20 protein-coding genes and 2 tRNA genes are annotated in these 19,062 nt (G+C 61.7%); 9 read left to right on the top strand and 13 right to left on the bottom strand.

Annotated elements, in window-relative coordinates; all coding sequences use genetic code 11:
- Positions 1-75: 75 nt before the first annotated feature.
- Positions 76-969, bottom strand: coding sequence for a transcriptional activator NhaR (gene nhaR, locus IAE34_RS13900; RefSeq protein WP_200139538.1), 894 nt, complete (start codon positions 967-969; stop codon positions 76-78).
- Positions 970-1,099: 130 nt separating this feature from the next.
- Between nhaR and IAE34_RS13895 the strand changes: the two genes are divergently transcribed.
- On the top strand, positions 1,100-1,339 hold the full coding sequence (locus tag IAE34_RS13895) for a hypothetical protein (protein WP_200139537.1): 240 nt from the start codon (positions 1,100-1,102) through the stop codon (positions 1,337-1,339).
- A 15-nt stretch (positions 1,340-1,354) separates the two neighbouring features.
- On the top strand, positions 1,355-2,101 hold the full coding sequence (locus IAE34_RS13890; protein ID WP_200139536.1) for a TerC family protein: 747 nt from the start codon (positions 1,355-1,357) through the stop codon (positions 2,099-2,101).
- A gap of 52 nt (positions 2,102-2,153) precedes the next feature.
- Here IAE34_RS13890 and IAE34_RS24355 read toward each other — a convergent pair whose 3' ends face one another.
- A complete protein-coding gene (locus IAE34_RS24355) occupies positions 2,154-2,333 on the bottom strand; it encodes a hypothetical protein (protein ID WP_233631147.1) in 180 nt (59 codons plus the stop codon).
- 212 nt (positions 2,334-2,545) lie between these two features.
- On the opposite strand from IAE34_RS24355, the gene IAE34_RS13885 reads away from it, so the two are divergent.
- Positions 2,546-3,232 (top strand): peptidase C39 family protein, encoded by a 687-nt coding sequence (locus IAE34_RS13885; RefSeq protein ID WP_200139535.1) that lies wholly within the window; start codon positions 2,546-2,548, stop codon positions 3,230-3,232.
- Between the two features lie 69 nt (positions 3,233-3,301).
- Here IAE34_RS13885 and IAE34_RS13880 read toward each other — a convergent pair whose 3' ends face one another.
- A complete protein-coding gene (locus IAE34_RS13880) occupies positions 3,302-4,585 on the bottom strand; it encodes an NAD(P)/FAD-dependent oxidoreductase (protein ID WP_200139534.1) in 1,284 nt (427 codons plus the stop codon).
- 199 nt (positions 4,586-4,784) lie between these two features.
- Between IAE34_RS13880 and IAE34_RS13875 the strand changes: the two genes are divergently transcribed.
- The 4 genes from IAE34_RS13875 to IAE34_RS13860 all read left to right on the top strand — a co-directional run bounded on the left by IAE34_RS13875 (position 4,785) and on the right by IAE34_RS13860 (position 6,443).
- A tRNA-Val gene (locus IAE34_RS13875) sits at positions 4,785-4,861 on the top strand.
- A gap of 134 nt (positions 4,862-4,995) precedes the next feature.
- Positions 4,996-5,072 (top strand) — tRNA-Val (locus IAE34_RS13870).
- A gap of 145 nt (positions 5,073-5,217) precedes the next feature.
- Entirely contained in the window at positions 5,218-5,787 is a 570-nt protein-coding gene (locus IAE34_RS13865) for an SPOR domain-containing protein (protein WP_200139533.1), read from the top strand.
- A 230-nt stretch (positions 5,788-6,017) separates the two neighbouring features.
- On the top strand, positions 6,018-6,443 hold the full coding sequence (locus IAE34_RS13860; RefSeq protein ID WP_200139532.1) for a GTP pyrophosphokinase: 426 nt from the start codon (positions 6,018-6,020) through the stop codon (positions 6,441-6,443).
- Between the two features lie 41 nt (positions 6,444-6,484).
- On the opposite strand, the gene IAE34_RS13855 is transcribed toward IAE34_RS13860, so the two are convergent.
- The 8 genes from IAE34_RS13855 to cspD all read right to left on the bottom strand — a co-directional run bounded on the left by IAE34_RS13855 (position 6,485) and on the right by cspD (position 15,000).
- The gene (locus IAE34_RS13855) at positions 6,485-6,919 is read right to left on the bottom strand and encodes a GNAT family N-acetyltransferase (RefSeq protein ID WP_200139531.1); all 435 of its coding nucleotides are present in this window, start codon (positions 6,917-6,919) and stop codon (positions 6,485-6,487) included.
- Complete coding sequence (locus tag IAE34_RS13850; protein ID WP_200139530.1) at positions 6,912-8,078, bottom strand: ribosomal protein uL16 3-hydroxylase; 1,167 nt, start codon at positions 8,076-8,078, stop codon at positions 6,912-6,914. The genes IAE34_RS13855 and IAE34_RS13850 overlap by 8 nt, the downstream gene beginning before the upstream one ends.
- Positions 8,079-8,159: 81 nt before the next feature.
- On the bottom strand, positions 8,160-9,530 hold the full coding sequence (gene purB, locus IAE34_RS13845; protein ID WP_200139529.1) for an adenylosuccinate lyase: 1,371 nt from the start codon (positions 9,528-9,530) through the stop codon (positions 8,160-8,162).
- A gap of 185 nt (positions 9,531-9,715) precedes the next feature.
- The gene (gene hflD / locus IAE34_RS13840) at positions 9,716-10,342 is read right to left on the bottom strand and encodes a high frequency lysogenization protein HflD (protein ID WP_200139528.1); all 627 of its coding nucleotides are present in this window, start codon (positions 10,340-10,342) and stop codon (positions 9,716-9,718) included.
- Positions 10,339-11,463 carry a tRNA 2-thiouridine(34) synthase MnmA gene (mnmA, locus tag IAE34_RS13835; RefSeq protein ID WP_200139527.1) on the bottom strand — a complete coding sequence of 375 codons (1,125 nt, stop codon included), beginning with the start codon at positions 11,461-11,463 and terminating at the stop codon, positions 10,339-10,341. The genes hflD and mnmA overlap by 4 nt, the downstream gene beginning before the upstream one ends.
- A 56-nt stretch (positions 11,464-11,519) precedes the next feature.
- On the bottom strand, positions 11,520-11,960 hold the full coding sequence (locus IAE34_RS13830; protein WP_200139526.1) for an NUDIX hydrolase: 441 nt from the start codon (positions 11,958-11,960) through the stop codon (positions 11,520-11,522).
- Between the two features lie 123 nt (positions 11,961-12,083).
- Positions 12,084-14,309, bottom strand: coding sequence for an NADP-dependent isocitrate dehydrogenase (locus IAE34_RS13825; protein ID WP_200139525.1), 2,226 nt, complete (start codon positions 14,307-14,309; stop codon positions 12,084-12,086).
- Positions 14,310-14,742: 433 nt separating this feature from the next.
- Complete coding sequence (gene cspD, locus IAE34_RS13820; protein ID WP_200139524.1) at positions 14,743-15,000, bottom strand: cold shock domain-containing protein CspD; 258 nt, start codon at positions 14,998-15,000, stop codon at positions 14,743-14,745.
- A gap of 227 nt (positions 15,001-15,227) precedes the next feature.
- On the opposite strand from cspD, the gene clpS reads away from it, so the two are divergent.
- Positions 15,228-15,590: an ATP-dependent Clp protease adapter ClpS gene (gene clpS, locus IAE34_RS13815; RefSeq protein WP_200139523.1), complete on the top strand. Its 363-nt coding sequence runs from the start codon at positions 15,228-15,230 to the stop codon at positions 15,588-15,590.
- A 30-nt stretch (positions 15,591-15,620) separates the two neighbouring features.
- Positions 15,621-17,891 carry an ATP-dependent Clp protease ATP-binding subunit ClpA gene (gene clpA / locus IAE34_RS13810; protein ID WP_200139522.1) on the top strand — a complete coding sequence of 757 codons (2,271 nt, stop codon included), beginning with the start codon at positions 15,621-15,623 and terminating at the stop codon, positions 17,889-17,891.
- Between the two features lie 114 nt (positions 17,892-18,005).
- Here clpA and infA read toward each other — a convergent pair whose 3' ends face one another.
- Positions 18,006-18,224 (bottom strand): translation initiation factor IF-1, encoded by a 219-nt coding sequence (gene infA / locus IAE34_RS13805; protein ID WP_029614443.1) that lies wholly within the window; start codon positions 18,222-18,224, stop codon positions 18,006-18,008.
- Between the two features lie 103 nt (positions 18,225-18,327).
- Positions 18,328-19,035, bottom strand: coding sequence for an arginyltransferase (locus IAE34_RS13800; RefSeq protein WP_200139521.1), 708 nt, complete (start codon positions 19,033-19,035; stop codon positions 18,328-18,330).
- Positions 19,036-19,062: the final 27 nt, after the last annotated feature.

Genomic DNA, 19,062 nt, shown 5'->3' with positions numbered 1-19,062 from the left:
TTCCGAATCTGGACAAACCGTGGACTCTAACACACCGTCGATGGGACATGACCGACAGCCGCTTTCTGCACGGCCTCAACCGCTGAACAGGTCTCGCCTGGCACCTTCGGTGATGGCGATGATGCCGGGATGCTTGACCTTGCGCTCCACGGAGATCGCATAGAACGATTCCTGCACCGCATCCGTTTGCCCGATCAGCCGTACTGCATACTGCCGGCAGACCTCGTCCGCGATCACGCTGGGCGCCACGAAGATACCACTGCCTGACTGGCCGAACGCTTGCATCAGGGCGCTGTCATCGAATTCCCCGACGATCCGCGGCTGAACCTGCTGCTCGGCCAGCCAGCGCAGCAGCCGGCTGCGCAGCACCGTCTCCTGGCCCGGAATCAGCAGCGGCGCTTCGTGCAGGCACGCCGGGAACGACGAGGGCAGGCTTGTAGCCAGCGCCTCGGTGGCGAAGAAGCTCAGGCCGCATTCGCCGAGCTTCTGGCTATAGCCCTTGATGTCCAGATGGTTGGGCATGGGGCTGTCGGAGATCACCAGGTCCAGGCGCTGGATGGCAAGGTCGGCCAGCAGGCGCTCGAGCTTGTCCTCCCGGCAATTGACACGCAGGGTTTCATTGGCGGCCATGGTCGGTGCCAGCAGGCGATAGACGATCGACTTGGGCACTACGTCGGCGACGCCGACCCGAAACAGGATCTGCTCCTGGGGGCCGGCGCGCAGCAGCGTTTCCAGCTCGCTGCCGAGCTGGAACATCTGCTCGGCGTAGCCCAGGGCTTGTCGTCCGGTTTCGGTCAGTTCCAGCTGGCGTCCCACGCGTTGGAACAGTTGCAGATCGTAGGTCTGCTCGAACAGGCTGATTTGCCCGCTGATGGTCTGCGCAGTGAGGTTGAGCTGTTCGCTGGCGCGCACGATGCTGCCCGTACGCGCTACCACCCAGAAATAATGCAACTGCCGATAGTTGAGCATGGCCTGCCTGATACTTCGTAAAAACCGAAGTATACAGCGTGAAAATACGAATTTTCCTGAATTGTTACCTTTTTTAAAATCCCTTCCATCAGGCGCGTTAGGCGTCGTCGATCAACGAAAGAGGGATAACATGCTAAAACTGAAATCCATCGTCATAGCGGGGGCAGCGGCATTGACGCTAATGGCCATCGGCGGCTGCGATCAGGTGCAGAAGTCGGCTAGCCAGGTAGTCGACCAGGCCCGGGAGTCGGCGAGCCAGGCGCTCGAGAGTACCCACGAGGCTGCCCAGCAGGCGCTGAACGACACGTTGGGCGCGGATCGGGAAAAGCCTGCCCCTGATTCCGAACAGCGCGATACCCAGGACATCTGATAAAAGGACGCTCACATGGAATATTTGCTGGAACTGGCCGTGAGTCCGACCGCCTGGGTGGCACTGGCTACCCTGGTCGCGATGGAAATCGTCCTGGGTATCGACAACCTGATCTTCATCTCCATCCTCACCAACAAGCTGCCTGAGGCGTACCGTTCGAAAGCGCGACGTATCGGCATCAGCATGGCACTGATCATGCGCCTGGCATTGCTGTCCACGGTGGCCTGGATCGTCCAGCTGACAGAACCTGTGATCGAGGTGCTCGGCCACGCGTTCTCCTGGAAAGACATGATCCTCATCGCCGGTGGCCTGTTCCTGTTGTGGAAGGCGACCAAGGAGATCCATGAGAGTGTCGATTCGCAAGGCGCCAAGGAAATGTCCAAGGCTGGCTCCACCGTGACCCTGGGCTTTGCCGCCGCCATCGGTCAGATCCTGTTGCTGGACATCGTGTTTTCCGTCGACAGCATCATCACCGCCGTCGGTATGACCGAGCATTTGCCGATCATGGTCATCGCCGTGATCAGCGCAGTGATCGTGATGCTGGTCGCCGCCGACCCGCTGGCCAAGTTCATCAACGACAACCCGACCGTGGTGATGCTGGCACTTGGCTTCCTGATCATGATTGGCATGACGCTCATCGCCGAAGGCTTCGGCGCACATGTTCCGAAGGGCTACGTATATGCCGCGATGGCATTCTCAACGGCGATCGAGGTGCTGAATATACTGGCCCGTCGGGCAAGAACTCGACGAGAGCAGGCATAACGCCAGACGGGAAAGAATTGAGGGGCTGCTTGCAGCCCCTCATGCCATCAGGTCAATGTGCCCCTGCATGCCGCCGCGCGTGTTGGAGAGGGCGCGGCGTGGATGGGGCAGTGGATGGGGCGTGGTGAGGACGGGCGTGACGGCGCGCGATACGCAGTACCCCCCACAACATGGCTGCTGCAACGCTCAGCCACATCGCTACCAGCGTGATGATTGCCATTGTCAGGCTCATGGGTGTGCCTCCTTCTCTTGGACCGGCTTTCGGCCTTGCCCTCCAGACACTTCTTTAGTGTAGCGCTACCCTGGTGACGTTCCATTGGCTTTAAGTCTGATCTGCCGGCTCGACGCAAAACGCGCGGCAGGCTGTACCCGCGCGCTTGCCGCGCCTATGATCTGACGCCAGTGCCTGACGTCTCGGTCGGGCGTCGAGACAAGCGAGAGTTCATGCCGCACGATTTTCTCAAACCTCGGGTCGGTCGCTGCTGCCGTCTGCTGATTGCAGGTCTGCTGGCGACCCAGTTGCTCGGATGCGCATCGTCCACACCGGCATCGCTCGAATCGCTGCCGCAGCGCGTGGAAATCAGCAGCGTGCCGTTCTATCGCGGCAATGCCAACCACAGCGGTGCGATGGCCCTGGCCGCCTTGCTCTCGTCGCAGGGTGCGCCCATCACCCCTGGCTTGCTGGATGGACCCTTGCACCTGCCTGAGGGCGCGGACTCACTGGAATCGGCCATTCCAAAGGTGGCTCGCGAGTATGCGATGGTGGTATACCCGCTGGACAAGCGGCTGGACGCGCTGCTGACCCAGGTGGCTGCCGGCAATCCGGTGCTGTTGCGCTATCACGACGGTTCCGCGCTGTTCGGCGAGCCACGCTACGCGGTGCTGATCGGCTATGACCGGTACAAGCAGCGAGTGCTTCTGCGCTCGGGAATGAGCCGTCGCCATCTGCTGGATTTCGACACCTTCGACAGTGCCTGGAACAAGGAAGGTGCATGGGCTGTGCTGATTCAACCACCCAAGCGGCTGCCGGCCAAGGTGGACCGCCAGCGCTGGCAGGAGGCTGCCGGAGCCTTGGCGCGTGACGGTCAGGAAGTCGCTGCCAGGCAGGCCATGCAGAGCCTGGAGCGATGAACGCCGTTTCGGTCGGCACGGACCTTCAGGCAGGGGGTATGCCCCCTGAAGGCCGCTGCCCTGAGCGGTTCAGAACCCAAGCCGATCGCGCAGGCTGTAGTACCAGGCGCCGAGGGCGCTGAACGGCACCCGCAGCAGCTGCCCGCCCGGGAAGGGGTAGTGCGGCAGATCGGCGAACGCATCGAAACGTTCGGCCTGACCGCGCAGGGCTTCGGCCAGGACCTTGCCGGCCAGGTGGGTGTAGGTGACGCCATGGCCGGAGCAGCCCTGAGAGTAATAGATGTTGTCGCCGATGCGACCGACCTGGGGCAGGCGCGAAAGGGTGAGCAGGAAATTGCCGGTCCAGGCATAGTCGATCTTCACATCCTTGAGCTGCGGGAAAGCCTTGAGCATTTTCGGACGGATGATCGCCTCGATGTTCGCCGGATCACGGGCGCCGTACACCACCCCGCCACCGAAGATCAGCCGTTTGTCGGCAGTGAGGCGGTAGTAGTCGAGCAGGTAGTTGCAGTCTTCCACGCAATAGTCCTGCGGCAGTAGCGACCGGGCCAGCGCTTCGTCCAAAGGCTCTGTCGTGATCACCTGGGTACCACAGGGCATGGACTTGGCGGCCAGCTCAGGCACCAGATTACCCAGGTAGGCGTTGCCCGCCACGATGATGAACTTGGCGCGCACCTTGCCCTGCGGGGTGTGCACCAGCGGGCTGGCACCGCGCTCGATGCGCACTGCCGGACTCTGTTCATGGATGACGCCACCCAGCGACTCGACCGCGGCAGCCTCGCCCAACGCCAGGTTCAGGGGATGGATATGACCGCCGCTCATGTCCAGCAGGCCGCCCAGGTAGTTGTCGCAGCCCACCACTTCGCGAATGCGCTTGGCGTCCAGCAGTTCGAGCTGGGTGTGTCCGAAACGCTCCCACAGCCGCTTCTGCGACTCCAGATGGCCCATCTGTTTGCTGGTGAGGGCCGCGAAGACACCGCCATCCTTGAGATCGCACTGGATATCGTACCTGGCGACACGCTCGCGGATGATCCGCGCACCCTCGAAGGCCATTTCGCCCAGCAGTTGGGCTTGTCTTGGACCGACAGTGCGTTCGATGACATCGATATCGCGGCTGTAGCTGTTGACGATCTGACCGCCGTTGCGCCCGGAGGCACCGAAGCCGACCTTGGCCGCTTCGAGCACGGTTACCCTGAAGCCGTTCTCGAGCAGGAACAACGCGCTGGAAAGCCCGGTATAGCCTGCACCGATGATGCACACATCGGTTTCCACCTCACCCTGCAGTGCCGGGCGCGGCGGCACCGGATTGGCCGAGGCGGCGTAGTAGGACTGAGGATAGGGAGTATTGGCCATGGTGAAAACCTCGTGTTTTATATTTTTAACGCATGGAGCGATGCTATCAATAATAATAAACACCTGCCAGCGGTCCGGTGAAAATCCTCTACGCGCCCTCTGAGCGATCTTCCGAGCAAACATTTTTAGAATCAGTGGCTTAGCTTTAAAAAAACAGTTGACAGTATTTTTTCAATGAGTAGAATGCGCCCTCATCGACAGGCACATAGCTCAGTTGGTTAGAGCACCACCTTGACATGGTGGGGGTCGTTGGTTCGAGTCCAATTGTGCCTACCAAATCGACGAGAGGGGCGATCCGCAAGGGTCGCCCCTTTTGCATGGGCAACCGAAAAATCCGCAAAGGGTTTGATTTTTTTAGAAAAAAAGCTTTACAGATCAGGGTGCAGTGTCTAGAATGCGCACCACACGACAGGCACATAGCTCAGTTGGTTAGAGCACCACCTTGACATGGTGGGGGTCGTTGGTTCGAGTCCAATTGTGCCTACCAAATCGATGAAAGGGGCGATCCGCAAGGGTCGCCCTTTTTGTTTGCGCGCCGCGCAAGGTGGGTACATGCCCTGCGACAGCGCCATGGTCGGCGCTCGATCGCGGCCATGCTAGAATCCTCTCCCTTCGAATCAGGAGACAGGCGCGTGCGCAAACTGGCGGTGGTAATGGCGGTAATGGCTCTGGCGGGCTGCGAAAACGAAGTCGAAGGCGTGCACAAGCAGGTCGCCGAGCACTTGCACAACCCCAAGACGGCGAAGTTCGCCAACGTGCGCATCGACACCCAGGGGACGATCTGTGGTCAGGTGCGCGGCAAGGACGAGTCCGGCCAGTTCGAGCCCTACCGTAGCTACGTCGCGATCAAGCATGGAGAGCAGTATGAGATCCTGGTCGACGACTCCGGCAATAACCTGCGTATCCGTGAGGTCTGTGGTGGCGCCGAGCTTCAGCGTCGGGCCGATGCCCTGGCCGGCCAGCCTGCTCCTGAGGGGTGGGACGTCGAGGTCGTACAGGGTGCCAATATGGGGGCGCTCACCGACATGACTGCGCGGCTGCTGGAAAAGGGTATTCCTTCTCGCGTCGATTACCGGGAGGGCAAACCTGTGGTGCTGATGGGCCCGTTCCCTACCCGTGAGGAAGCGGATGCCCGCAAGGCCGATGTCATGGCGCGCCTGGGTACCGACTCGATCGTGATCCAGCACGGCGCACAGCGCTGACGCGTCAATCCCCGGGTCTCGCCTGGATCCGCCCGTTCATGTGCATGACATCTCTTTCCTGCAAAACTATTCGAGACCAGCACGGGTCGAACGTGACAGAGAACCGGCATTGTAGGTCGACGTTGCCATGGCCTCGATGTCCATAGACATTCGCAAGGTTGAATCGACTACCTGCAGCCGGCGTCGCAGTGTGGTTCGGTCATGCGAGTATAGGGATTGAAGGAGGAGGCATGTCTAGCCTGGAGCGAGCGATCTTGTTGGCGACCCGTGCCCACGATGGGCAGTTCGACGAGGGCGGTGCGGCTTATATTCTGCACCCCCTGAGAGTCATGCAGCGGGTATCGACCCCCGAGCAGCGCATCGTAGCGGTATTGCACGATGTGCTCGAAGACACTCCTCTGACGCTGGCGGACGTTGCGCGTGCAGGTTTCCCACTGAAGATATTAGCGGCGCTGCTGGCATTGAGTCGGCGCACGGACGAGCGTTACGAGGATTTCATGGTTCGCCTGGGCAGTGACCCTCTGGCTCGAGAAGTGAAGCTGGCCGACCTCGCGGACGACAGCGAGCAGTCACTTCTGGCTTGTCGAGGGGCGGCAGATATCGGACGCTTGAGTCGTCACAGGGAGGCCAGCGCCTATCTGCAGGCGCTGGCCTGATCGAGCGCCTGGGGTCGGCGATGCTGGTCGCTCAGGGGCGCTCAGATATCCTCTGCGCAGTCTCGAACCATGTCCACGTGCGCGATGCCCGCTTCGAGGAACTCCTCGCTCACCACCTTGAAGCCCAACCGTTCATAGAACGAAGTGGCGTGCACCTGTGCACTGAGCCTCTGTTGCTTGAGGTTGCGCTTTTGCGCCTCTTCGATAGCGGCCCTCATCAAGGCATCACCGACCTTCAGGCCCCGCCAGTCCTTGAGGACCGATACACGTCCTATGGTGCCATCGGACAGCAGCCGAGCCGTGCCGACCGAATAATCGCCCTCGCTGGCGAGGAAGTGTACGGCGCCCAGATCCTCTGCATCGAACTCCAGCTCTGGCGGCACGTGCTGCTCGGCCACGAAAACGGCGCTGCGGATACGATGGATGTCGGCATTGTCCCTCTGCCAATCGGCGAGGCGCACGCGGATCTTATTCATCGGCGAATCCCAGGCTCCCCTGCTGAACCAGCTGGCAAACCAGTGTGACGGCTTCTTCGTCTTCGAGCCACTCTGCGAGATTCTCGCCATGCAGGGCATCAGCCGAGCAGATCGATTGCAGAAGGCTGCGAAGGTGTCCAGACAGCAGCCGGCTCTGGCCGCTGGCAAACAGCAGCAGGTTGTCGTCCACCTCGGACCAGGCCAGTCGCGCGCTCGGATTGCGTACCAGAATAGCGCCACGCTCCAGGCTATCGAGCAGTTCCTGCTCGGCCAATGTCTCGCCGGTGACTTGCTCGGGGTAGCGCGGCTCGGTCATGAATTGGCCGAACCAGGTCAGTAGCAGGCGCTCGTCGCCCATGTGCTCGGCCAGCAGGGTTTTGAGGCGATCCAGCGCGTCGTGCTGGATTTGGTGAGGGTCACTGGCCGGCTGCGCGTCGGCGTCGCTGTAGCGCTCTTCGTCCGGCAGGAACTGGCTGAGGAAGTCGGTGAAGTGCGTCAACACCTCGGCAGCGCTCGGGGCGCGGAAGCCCACCGAGTAGGTCAGGCAGTCGTCGACCGCGACGCCGTAGTGGGCCAGGCGCGGTGGCAGGTAGAGCATGTCGCCCGGAGCCAGAGTCCATTCATCGCTCTGCTCGAAGTCGGCGAGAATGCGCAGGTCGGCGTGCTCGATCAGGGGGCTCTCGCTGTCGCAACGTTGTCCGACCTTCCAGTTGCGCTTGCCATGGCCTTGCAGCAGAAACACGTCGTAGTTGTCGAAATGCGGGCCGACACTGCCGCCGGGTGCGGCGAAGCTGATCATGACATCGTCGATGCGCCAGCTTGGCAGGAAGCGGAAGTGCTCCAGCAGTTCGGCCACTTCGGGCACGAACTGATCGACAGCCTGAACCAGCAGGGTCCAGTCGCGCTCGGGTAAAGTCGCGAAGGTGTCCTCTTCGAAGGGGCCGCGTCGCAGCTCCCAGGGACGCTCGCCATGCTCGAGCACGATGCGCGACTCCACTTCCTCTTCCAGTGCAAGCCCAGCCAGCTCGTCTGGATCGATCGGGCTTTCGAAGTCGGTGAAGGCCTGACGGACCAGCAGAGGTTTTTTCTGCCAGTAGTCGCGCAGGAATTCACGAGCAGTGAGGCCGCCGAGTAGCTGCAGTGGAATATCAGGATTCATGTTCAACCTATTGAAAAAACTTGATTTTTGTCCGGGAATAAAAACGCCCGGCCAGGCCGGGCGTCGTCCGCAGGGCATCGCTTAGATACGCTTGGCCTGGGCTGCGGCATTGCCGATGTAGCGGGCCGGGGTGAGCAGCTTGAGTTCGGCTTTCGCTTCTGCCGGCATGTCGAGGCCGTCGATGAAGGTCAGCAGCGCATCGGGCGTGATCCCTTTGCCACGGGTCAGCTCCTTGAGCTTCTCGTAGGGATTCTCGATGTTGAAGCGACGCATCACGGTCTGGATCGGCTCGGCCAGGACTTCCCAGCAGGCGTCCAGGTCGGCGGCGATGCGCGCGGTGTTGATTTCCAGCTTGCCGATACCCTTGAGGCTCGCCTCATAGGCGATCACGCTGTGGGCAAAGCCCACGCCCAGGTTGCGCAGAACCGTGGAGTCGGTCAGGTCACGCTGCCAGCGGGAGATCGGCAGCTTGCTGGCCAGGTGCTGGAACAAGGCGTTGGCGATGCCCAGGTTGCCCTCGGAGTTTTCGAAATCGATGGGGTTGACCTTGTGCGGCATGGTCGAGGAGCCGATTTCACCTGCGACGGTCTTCTGCTTGAAGTAGCCCAGCGAAATGTAGCCCCAGACATCGCGATCGAAGTCGATGAGGATGGTGTTGAAGCGGGCGATGGCATCGAATAGCTCGGCGATGTAGTCGTGCGGTTCGATCTGCGTGGTGTAGGGGTTGAACTGAAGGCCCAGCTCGTCTTCGATGAAGGCCTTGGCGTTCTGTTCCCAGTCGACCTGCGAATAGGCCGACAGATGCGCGTTGTAGTTGCCGACAGCGCCATTGATCTTGCCCAGCAACGGTACGGCGGCGACCTGGGCGATCTGACGCTCCAGGCGATAGACGACGTTGGCCAGCTCCTTGCCCAAGGTGGTGGGCGAGGCAGGCTGACCGTGCGTGCGCGAAAGCATCGGCACGTCGGCATGGGCATGGGCGAGGGCGCGAATGGCATCGGCGATCTGGCGCATCAGCGGCAGCAGGACATCGTCGCGGCCAGCGCGCAGCATCAGCGCGTGGGACAGGTTGTTGATGTCCTCGCTGGTGCAGGCGAAGTGAATGAATTCGCTGACCTTGGCCAGCTCCGGCAGCTTGGCCGCCTGCTCCTTGAGCAGGTACTCGATCGCCTTGACGTCATGGTTGGTGGTGCGCTCGATTTCCTTGACGCGTTCGGCGTGCTCGAGCTGGAAGTCGGTGGCCAGGTTGTCCAGCAGAGCGTTGGCTTCGGCGCTGAAGGCTGGCACTTCGCCAATCTGCGGGTGAGCCGCCAGGCGCTGCAGCCAGCGCACTTCGACCAGAGCGCGGAAACGGATCAGGCCGAATTCGCTGAAGATGGGCCGCAGGGCCTGGGTTTTGCCGGCGTAACGGCCGTCTACTGGGGAAACCGCAGTGAGCGAAGAAAGCTGCATGGAGTGCTCTCGGACAGTCTGGCTTTTGGAGGGCGCATATCATACATGAAAAAAGCGCCGTAGTCGGTTGCATGACAAATGGCCGTGATCGGGCAACGTCGTAGGTCGAACTGGCAGCCGGTGCGCCAGGAGCGCTGCCGGCGTGTTTCTCTCGTTCTACTCATTGACGGCGTCGCAGCGGGTCCTCAGGACGTCGCGCGCATCATGTCGTAAAGCTCGTTGAGCAGCTTGCGGCGGCTGAAGACCAGTTGCCAGCGGTGTCCGCCGAGCTGGCGCCAGAGGCGCGCGGCGCGAATGCCGGCCAGCAGCAGGGCGCGGATCTTGGAGGCGTTGCTGGGCTGCTGCAGAAAACGCATGTCTCCGTGCACCTGGATGCGTTGGCGCAGCGTGCTCAGGGTGTCCTGGTACAAGGCGCCGCTGGAGGCGATGACGTTTTCGTGCACCAGGCCGAAATGATCGGCCTGGGCCTGGATCTGCGGCAGCCTGTTGCCGATGGTGTCTAGCAGATCGCCACGCTTTCCCAACTGCCGCTCCAGGCCCAGCATCGACAGGGCATAGCGCAATGGCTCGCGTTGCAGGCTACTGGGATCACGCTCCAGGGCGCCGACCAGCGCGCGATAGCCATCGCGCAGGTTCAGGTCGTCGCCGCCGAACACTTCCAGCGTGTCCTTGGGGTCGCGTACCAGCAGGCTACCCAGCAGGCAGCCGATGTCGGCTTCGCCCGCCTGACCGGTACGCGCGATGCGGTCGACCATCACTGCCGCCTGGAACACGCCGCCCAGGGCGACCAGTTGCTCCTGCAGGTTGGTCATTCGCGCGGGCTCCAGGGCTCGGCGGTCTCGATCACACCACCGCCCAGGCATACCTCGCCCTCGTAGAACACCACCGACTGCCCAGGGGTCACGGCGCGCTGCGGTTCGTCGAACACCGCGCGATAGCCTTCTGCGGTACGCTCCAGCGTACAGGCCTGGTCGGCCTGGCGATAACGCACCTTGGCAGTGAGGCGACGCGGGCCGGATGGGTCCGGCGCATTGACCCAGTAGATCTGCGAAACCCCCAGCGCACGTGAGAACAGCCAGGGGTGGTCATTGCCCTGGCCAACCACCAGCACGTTGCGCGAGAGGTCCTTGTCCAGCACGTACCACGGCTCGTCGCCCGCATCCTTGAGGCCGCCGATGCCCAGGCCCTGGCGTTGGCCAATGGTGTGGTACATCAGGCCGTGGTGCTGGCCGATGACCTCGCCTTCGGTGGTCTGGATTTCTCCAGGCTGGGCCGGCAGGTACTGCTTGAGGAAGTCGCTGAAGCGGCGTTCGCCAATGAAGCAGATGCCAGTGGAATCCTTTTTCTTCGCCGTGGCCAGGCCGTGCCTTTCAGCGATGGCGCGCACTTCGGGCTTCTCCAGTTCGCCCACCGGAAACAGCGTGCGAGCGATCTCTGCGCCACCGACTGCGTGCAGGAAATAGCTCTGGTCCTTGTTCGGATCCAGGCCCTTGAGCAGTTCGGTCAGGTCGCCGGTATCGCGACGGCGGACATAGTGACCGGTGGCGATCAGGTCGGCGCCCAGCGACAGCGCGTAGTCCAGGAACGCCTTGAACTTGATTTCCCGGTTGCACAGGATGTCGGGGTTGGGCGTGCGCCCGGCCTTGTACTCTTCCAGGAAGTGCTCGAACACGTTGTCCCAGTACTCGGCGGCGAAATTGGCGGTGTGCAGCGTGATGCCGATACGGTCGCACACGGCCTGGGCATCGGCCAGGTCTTCGCGGGCGGTGCAGTACTCGGTACCGTCGTCTTCTTCCCAGTTCTTCATGAACAGACCTTCCACCTGATAGCCCTGCTCCATGAGCAGGAGGGCGGAGACGGAAGAGTCCACGCCGCCGGACATGCCGACGATAACGCGGGTCCTGGAGGGGTCTTTGGGTGCTGGGCTGGTCATGGCTACCGATGTGTATCAGGGAAAAATGCCGATTCTATCAGGCTGCTGCCTGCGCGTCAGTCGCGCAGCAGGGCGAGGCTGTGCAGCGGTTGCCCGAGGTAGTCGTCCAGGCAGCGTGGTACCAGTTCGCTGCGCCAGCGATCGGGCTCGGCCAGCAGCTCCTCGCGGGTCAGCCACAGGGCGCGGGTGATATCGGTGTCCAGCGGGCGATCGGGATGATGGCGAAGAGGTCGGGCGGCGAAGCAGACACGCTGGTAGGTCACGCCGTTGCTGGGCGCGGTGTACAGGTAGATGCCGACGATACCGGTCAGCTCCACCTCCCAGGCGGTTTCCTCGAGCGTCTCACGCAAGGCTGCCTGGGCCAGGTTTTCTTCAGGTTCGAGATGCCCTGCCGGTTGATTGAAGACAGACTTGCCAGCCTTGAATTCCTCGACGAACAGGAATCGACCTTGGTCTTCGACGACAGTGGCGACGGTGATATGCGGGTGCCAGGTCATGGTGGGGGTCTCGTGAAGAAGCGCTTGGACGTCGCGCGATGGCGCGCCGGGTGATGCTGGAAAATCGGCGCAAAAAAAGACCCCGGCCAACAGCCGGGGTCTGGGTGATGCCTCAACCGAACCTTACAGCGCAGCGATGGCGCTGTTCAGGGTCTGGCTTGGACGCATGACCTTGGCGGTCAGCTCGGCATCCGGCGCGTAGTAGCCGCCGATGTCTGCCGGCTTGCCCTGTACCGCGTTGAGCTCGGCGACGATGGTCGCTTCGTTCTCGGCAAGGGTCTTGGCCAGAGGGGCGAAGCGCGCTTGCAGCGCCGCATCTTCGCTCTGGGCGGCCAGTGCCTGAGCCCAGTACAGGGTCAGGTAGAAGTGGCTGCCACGGTTGTCGATGCCGCCGACCTTGCGCGAAGGCGATTTGTTGGTGTCGAGGAACTTGCCGGTGGCCTGGTCCAGGGTATTGGCCAGGACCTTGGCACGGGGGTTGTCGTAAGTATTGCCCAGGTGCTCGAGCGACGCTGCCAGGGCGAGGAATTCGCCCAGCGAGTCCCAGCGCAGGAAGTTCTCTTCCACCAGCTGCTGCACGTGCTTGGGTGCCGAGCCGCCAGCGCCGGTCTCGAACAGCCCGCCGCCGCTCATCAGCGGAACGATCGACAGCATCTTGGCGCTGGTGCCCAGTTCCATGATCGGGAACAGGTCGGTGAGGTAGTCGCGCAGGACGTTGCCGGTCACCGAGATGGTGTCCTTGCCTTCACGGATGCGGGCCAGGGAGAACTTGATCGCCTCGACCGGGGTCATGATGCGGATGTCCAGGCCGCTGGTGTCGTGATCCTTGAGGTACTTCTGCACCTTCTCGATCATGACGCCGTCGTGGGCGCGGGCCGGATCGAGCCAGAACACCGCCGGGGTGTCGCTCAGGCGAGCGCGGTTGACGGCCAGCTTGACCCAGTCCTGGATCGGCGCGTCCTTGGTCTGGCACATGCGGAAGATATCGCCGGCTTCGACGTTCTGCTCCAGCAGTACCTTGCCCTTGCCATCGACCACGCGTACCACGCCGTCGGCCTGGATCTGGAAGGTCTTGTCGTGGGAGCCGTACTCCTCGGCCTTCTGCGCCATCAGGCCGACGTTGGGCACGCTGCCCATGGTGGTCGGATCGAAGGCGCCGTGCTGCTTGCAGTCTTCGATGGTGGCCTGGTAGATACCCGCATAGCAGCGGTCAGGAATCACGGCCTTGGCATCCTGCAGTTCGCCCGCGGTATTCCACATCTTGCCGGAATCGCGAATCATCGCGGGCATGGAGGCGTCGACGATGACGTCGCTCGGGACGTGCAGGTTGGTGATGCCCTTGTCGGAGTTGACCATGGCCAGGGCCGGGCGAACGGCGTAGAGCGCCTGGATGTCGGCCTCGATCTCGGCCTGTTTGTCAGCAGGCAGGTCCTTGATGCGGGCGTACAGGTCGCCGATGCCATTGTTGGCGTTGAAGCCGACCTGGGCCAGGGCGTCGGCGTGCTTGGTCAGCACGTCGTTGTAGAACTCTTCGACGATGACGCCGAACATGATCGGGTCCGAGACCTTCATCATGGTGGCCTTGAGGTGGACCGACAGCAGTACGCCGGCCGCCTTGGCATCGGCGATCTGCTCGGCGATGAAGGCTTTCAGGGCCTTGCGGCTCATGGTCGCGCAGTCGATGATCTCGGCGGCCTTGACCGCGGTTTTTTCCTTCAGGACGGTCGTCGCGCCATCCTTGCCGACCAGCTCGATGCGCACATTGTCATCGGCTTCGATCAGCGCGGCCTTCTCGCTGCCGTAGAAATCGCCTTGGGTCATGTGCGCGACGTGCGACTTGGAGTCGGCGGCCCAGGCGCCCATCTTGTGCGGGTGCTTGCGGGCGTAGTTCTTGACCGACAGCGGGGCGCGACGATCGGAGTTGCCCTCACGCAGCACCGGGTTCACGGCGCTACCCTTGATGCGGTCGTAGCGCGCACGCGATTCCTGCTCCTGGGCAGTGGCCGGTGCGTCGGCATAGTCGGGTATCGCGAAGCCCTTGGCCTGCAACTCCTTGATCGCCGCCTTGAGCTGCGGCACCGATGCGGAAATGTTCGGCAGCTTGATGATGTTGGCTTCAGGAGTGGTGGCCAGTTGGCCCAGTTCCGCCAGATGATCGCCTACCTGCTTCTCTGCACCCAGTTGCTCGGGAAACGCCGCCAGGATGCGGCCGGCCAGAGAGATGTCGCGGGTTTCGACGGCGATGTCCGCCGACGCCGTGAAGGCCTCGACGATCGGCAGCAGCGAGTAGGTGGCAAGGGCAGGCGCTTCGTCGGTGAAGGTATAGATGATCTTGGAACGGGTGGGCATGCGGATTAACTCTCTATGTGCTGAGCGTACTCGTGTCTCGAGGTGCGCAGGGTAGGCGCTTCGCCCTGGCGACGCCATGAGCGGATGGTCGAGAGGCTGCGAGCGGTGATGGTGGATGCATCAGTCGAGCGTCAAGTGCTGGGGTGCGGTAACAGCCCAGGCTGTGTGGCCATACCTGGCCGGGGGCGAGCGGCCTATTCCAGGGGTTCGCCCCGATGACCCTACGGTCAGGGCCGGAGTATATCAAACCCTTCGGGCGATTCAGCAAGGTCAAGTGGCATCGGCTGTCATATAAGACCAAAGATAGGTGAGCAATGTGACGGGATGACGCATGTGCGCGTGCCCTGCTCAAAGGTCGCGGGGGGGCGATGCGATGTCGGGCGCCGCGTACCTGGAAGGGCACGCGGGTGACGGTCGATCGGATATCGTATCGTCAGATACCGGCGGTTTCGCTGCGCAAGGTCGGCTCGACCACGTCGCTCTCGGACCGGGCAGCGGCGATATTGACCGCATGCAGGCCCTTGGGACCCTGGATGATCTCGAAGGTGACCAGCTGGCCGGCCTTCAGGGTTCTATATCCGTCCATCCGGATCGCGGAGTAGTGGGCGAAAAGGTCTTCGGTCTTGCCTTCTTCGTTGATGAAACCGTAGCCCTTGGCATTGTTGAACCACTTGACTTTACCGCTTGCCATCCCTATGTCCCTCTGCAAAGGACTCCATCACTGGAGTATCATCCGGTCATCCGCATACGAACCGTGCGAAAAATCTGGTTGACTGCGCGGATCTTTATACACCACGGTGGGTTCCTATTCGTTGTAACACCGATTAGCCGATAGTCAAGGTCATGCGGCGGCCGCACCAGCGGTGACTGCGCGGTCAATCCATTACCTCAACCTGTCGATACGATGAAATTCTTTCCATGCATGCACTCAGGCAGATTCGACTAACATTCAATCAGGATCGTCCAAAGTCCGATGAGGACGATGGCGCAGGTCTGGCGGTACAGGAAGCCAAGCCCATCCTGCAGGCGCCACCGATGTACAAGGTGGTTTTGTTCAACGATGACTACACCCCGATGGATTTCGTCGTCGAAGTGCTCGAAACGTTCTTCAGTCTGAACCGCGAGCTGGCGACCAAGATCATGCTGACCGTGCACACCGAGGGGCGCGCCGTGTGTGGATTGTTCACCCGCGACATCGCTGAAACCAAAGCTACGCAGGTCAATCAATACGCTAGAGAGAGCCAGCATCCGCTACTCTGTGAAATCGAGAAGGACGGTTAATCGCCGACCACTTGGGTATGAGGTGAAGCTATGTTAAACCGCGAGCTCGAAGTCACCCTCAATCTGGCCTTCAAGGAGGCCCGTTCGAAACGTCACGAGTTCATGACCGTCGAACACCTGTTGCTGGCGCTCCTTGACAACGAGGCGGCCGCGACCGTTCTGCGCGCCTGCGGCGCGAATCTCGACAAGCTCAAGCACGATCTGCAGGAGTTCATCGATTCCACCACGCCGTTGATTCCTGTCCATGACGAAGACCGCGAGACCCAGCCCACGCTTGGTTTCCAGCGTGTGCTGCAGCGCGCCGTGTTCCATGTGCAGAGCTCCGGCAAGCGCGAAGTCACCGGGGCCAATGTTCTGGTGGCCATTTTCAGCGAACAGGAAAGCCAGGCAGTGTTTCTGCTCAAGCAGCAGAGCGTGGCGCGTATCGACGTCGTCAATTTCATCGCCCATGGCATCTCCAAGGTGCCGGGTCATGGCCCGAGCACCGAGGGCGATCAGGACATGCAGGACGAGGAGGGCGGGGAAGCGTCTTCCTCGAGCAACCCGCTCGATGCCTATGCCAGCAACCTGAATGAACTGGCCCGAGCCGGTCGTATCGACCCGTTGGTCGGCCGCGAGCAGGAGGTCGAGCGCGTCGCGCAGATTCTCGCCCGCCGGCGCAAGAACAACCCTTTGCTGGTAGGCGAGGCGGGCGTGGGCAAGACGGCCATCGCCGAAGGCCTGGCCAAGCGTATCGTCGATGGCCAGGTGCCCGATCTGCTGGCGCAGAGCGTGGTCTACTCCCTGGATCTGGGCGCGCTGCTGGCGGGGACCAAGTATCGGGGCGACTTCGAGAAGCGCTTCAAGGCGCTGCTCGGAGAGCTGCGCAAGCGGCCGCAGGCCATCCTGTTCATCGATGAAATCCACACCATCATTGGTGCAGGTGCTGCCTCGGGTGGCGTGATGGACGCTTCCAACCTGCTCAAACCCTTGCTGTCTTCCGGCGACATCCGCTGCATCGGATCGACCACCTTCCAGGAATTTCGTGGCATCTTCGAGAAAGATCGCGCCCTGGCGCGTCGTTTCCAGAAGGTCGACGTCAGTGAGCCGTCGGTCGAAGACACCGTGGGCATCCTGCGTGGGCTCAAGGGTCGGTTCGAGAGTCACCACCATATCGAGTACAGCGACGAAGCGTTGCGGGCAGCAGCCGAGCTTGCCGCCCGTTACATCAACGATCGCCACATGCCCGACAAGGCCATTGACGTGATCGATGAGGCTGGGGCCTATCAGCGCCTGCAACCAGAGGCCAGCCGCGTCAAACGTATCGACGTGCCGCAGGTCGAGGACATCGTCGCCAAGATCGCGCGGATTCCCCCAAAGCACGTCAGCAGCTCCGACAAAGAGTTGCTGCGCAACCTCGAGCGGGACTTGAAGCTGACGGTGTTCGGTCAGGATGCTGCGATCGATTCACTGTCGACGGCCATCAAGCTGTCGCGCGCCGGCCTGAAGGCGCCGGACAAGCCGGTGGGCTCGTTCCTGTTCGCCGGCCCCACCGGCGTCGGCAAGACCGAAGCGGCGCGCCAGCTCGCGAAGGCGCTGGGCGTGGAGCTGGTGCGCTTCGACATGTCCGAGTACATGGAGCGGCACACGGTATCGCGCCTGATCGGTGCGCCACCGGGCTATGTCGGCTTCGATCAGGGAGGGCTGCTCACCGAGGCCATCACCAAGCAGCCTCATTGCGTGCTGCTGCTCGACGAGATCGAGAAGGCTCACCCCGAGGTGTTCAATCTGCTGCTGCAGGTCATGGACCACGGTACCTTGACGGATAACAACGGCCGCAAGGCGGATTTCCGCAATGTGATCCTGATCATGACCACCAATGCCGGTGCGGAAACTGCAGCACGTGCATCCATTGGGTTCACTCAGCAAGATCACGCCTCGGATGCCATGGAGGTCATTCGCAAGAGCTTCACGCCGGAGTTCCGCAACCGCCTGGATACCATCATCCAGTTCGGTCGCCTGAGCCACGAAACCATCAAGAGCATCGTCGACAAGTTCCTCATCGAGTTGCAGGCGCAGTTGGAAGACAAGCGTGTGCTGCTCGAAGTCAGCGACGAGGCCCGTGGTTGGCTGGCCAGCAAGGGCTACGACGTGCAGATGGGCGCGCGACCCATGGCGCGGCTCATCCAGGACAAGATCAAGCGGCCCCTGGCCGAGGAAATCCTGTTCGGCGAGCTCTCGGAGCACGGTGGCGTGGTGCATGTCGAGCTTCGCGATGGCGAGCTGGTGTTCGACTTCGAGACCACTGCCGAGGTCGCGTGAAGGTGTGGGGTCGTTTCGGCGACCCCTGCCGTCGTATCTCGTGAAGATTGCCTGTGAGTTTCACTCGTGCAAAAAAAGCCCGGCTCATTGGCCGGGCTTTTTCATGACTTGGGCTTAGCGGGCGCGGTAGGTGATGCGGCCCTTGCTCAGGTCGTACGGCGTCAGTTCGACGCGGACCTTGTCGCCAGTCAGAATGCGGATGTAGTTCTTGCGCATCTTGCCGGAGATGTGCGCGGTGACGACGTGCCCATTTTCCAATTCGACGCGGAACATGGTGTTGGGCAGAGTGTCGACGACACTGCCTTCCATTTCGAAGCTGTCTTCTTTCGACATGCAGTAAAGCCCTCGGTGTCCAGTGATGGCCCGACGCGCAACTGCACCGGGCAAAAAAAGTGGCGTGGATTATGCCCGAAAAATGTCTTTCAAGCCAATGCTTTCAGTTCAGGCCGACCCAGCGCTGGTTGATCAGCAGCTCGATCGGGCGATACTGGGTCTTGTAGTTCATCTTCTGGCAATTCTTTATCCAATAGCCCAGGTAGACCGCTTCCAGGCCCTGCCGAAGAGTTTCGCCGACTTGCCAGAGAATGGCGAAGCGTCCGAGGCTGCGACGTTCTTCATTGGGCTCGTAGAAGGTGTACACCGCCGACAACCCATTGGGCAGCAAGTCGCAGACGGCCACGGCCAGCAACCTATCCTGCAGCCGGAATTCGTAGAACCAGCTGAAGGGCAGATCCCGGACCAGAAAGGTGGAGAACTGGTCGCGGCTCGGTGGGTACATGTCGCCATCGGCATGACGCGCCTCGATGTACCGACGGTACAGGTCGAAGTATTCCTCGCTGGAGGATGGCCGCACCGCAGTGACGTTCAGGTCTTCGTTGCGCTTCAGGATGCGTCGCTGCTGGCGGTTGGGTGAGAAGCGAGCGGCTGGAATGCGCGCAGGGACACACGCCGAGCAGTTCTGGCAGTGGGGGCGATAAAGGTGGTCGCCGCTGCGACGAAAACCCATTTCGGAGAGATCGGCATACACATGCACGTCCATCGGCTGGCTGGGGTCGAGGAACAGGGTCGTCGCCTGCTCCTCGGGCAGATAGCTGCAGGAATGGGGTTGAGTGGCATAGAACTTCAAGCGTGCCAGCTCTGTCATGGTCGCCCCCTGGGCAAGACGTTGCTT

Origin of the sequence: Pseudomonas sp. S30 (genome assembly GCF_016518545.1) — a bacterium.
Classification (GTDB): Bacteria; Pseudomonadota; Gammaproteobacteria; order Pseudomonadales; family Pseudomonadaceae; genus Aquipseudomonas.
This window is presented reverse-complemented; position numbering and strand designations above follow the sequence as displayed.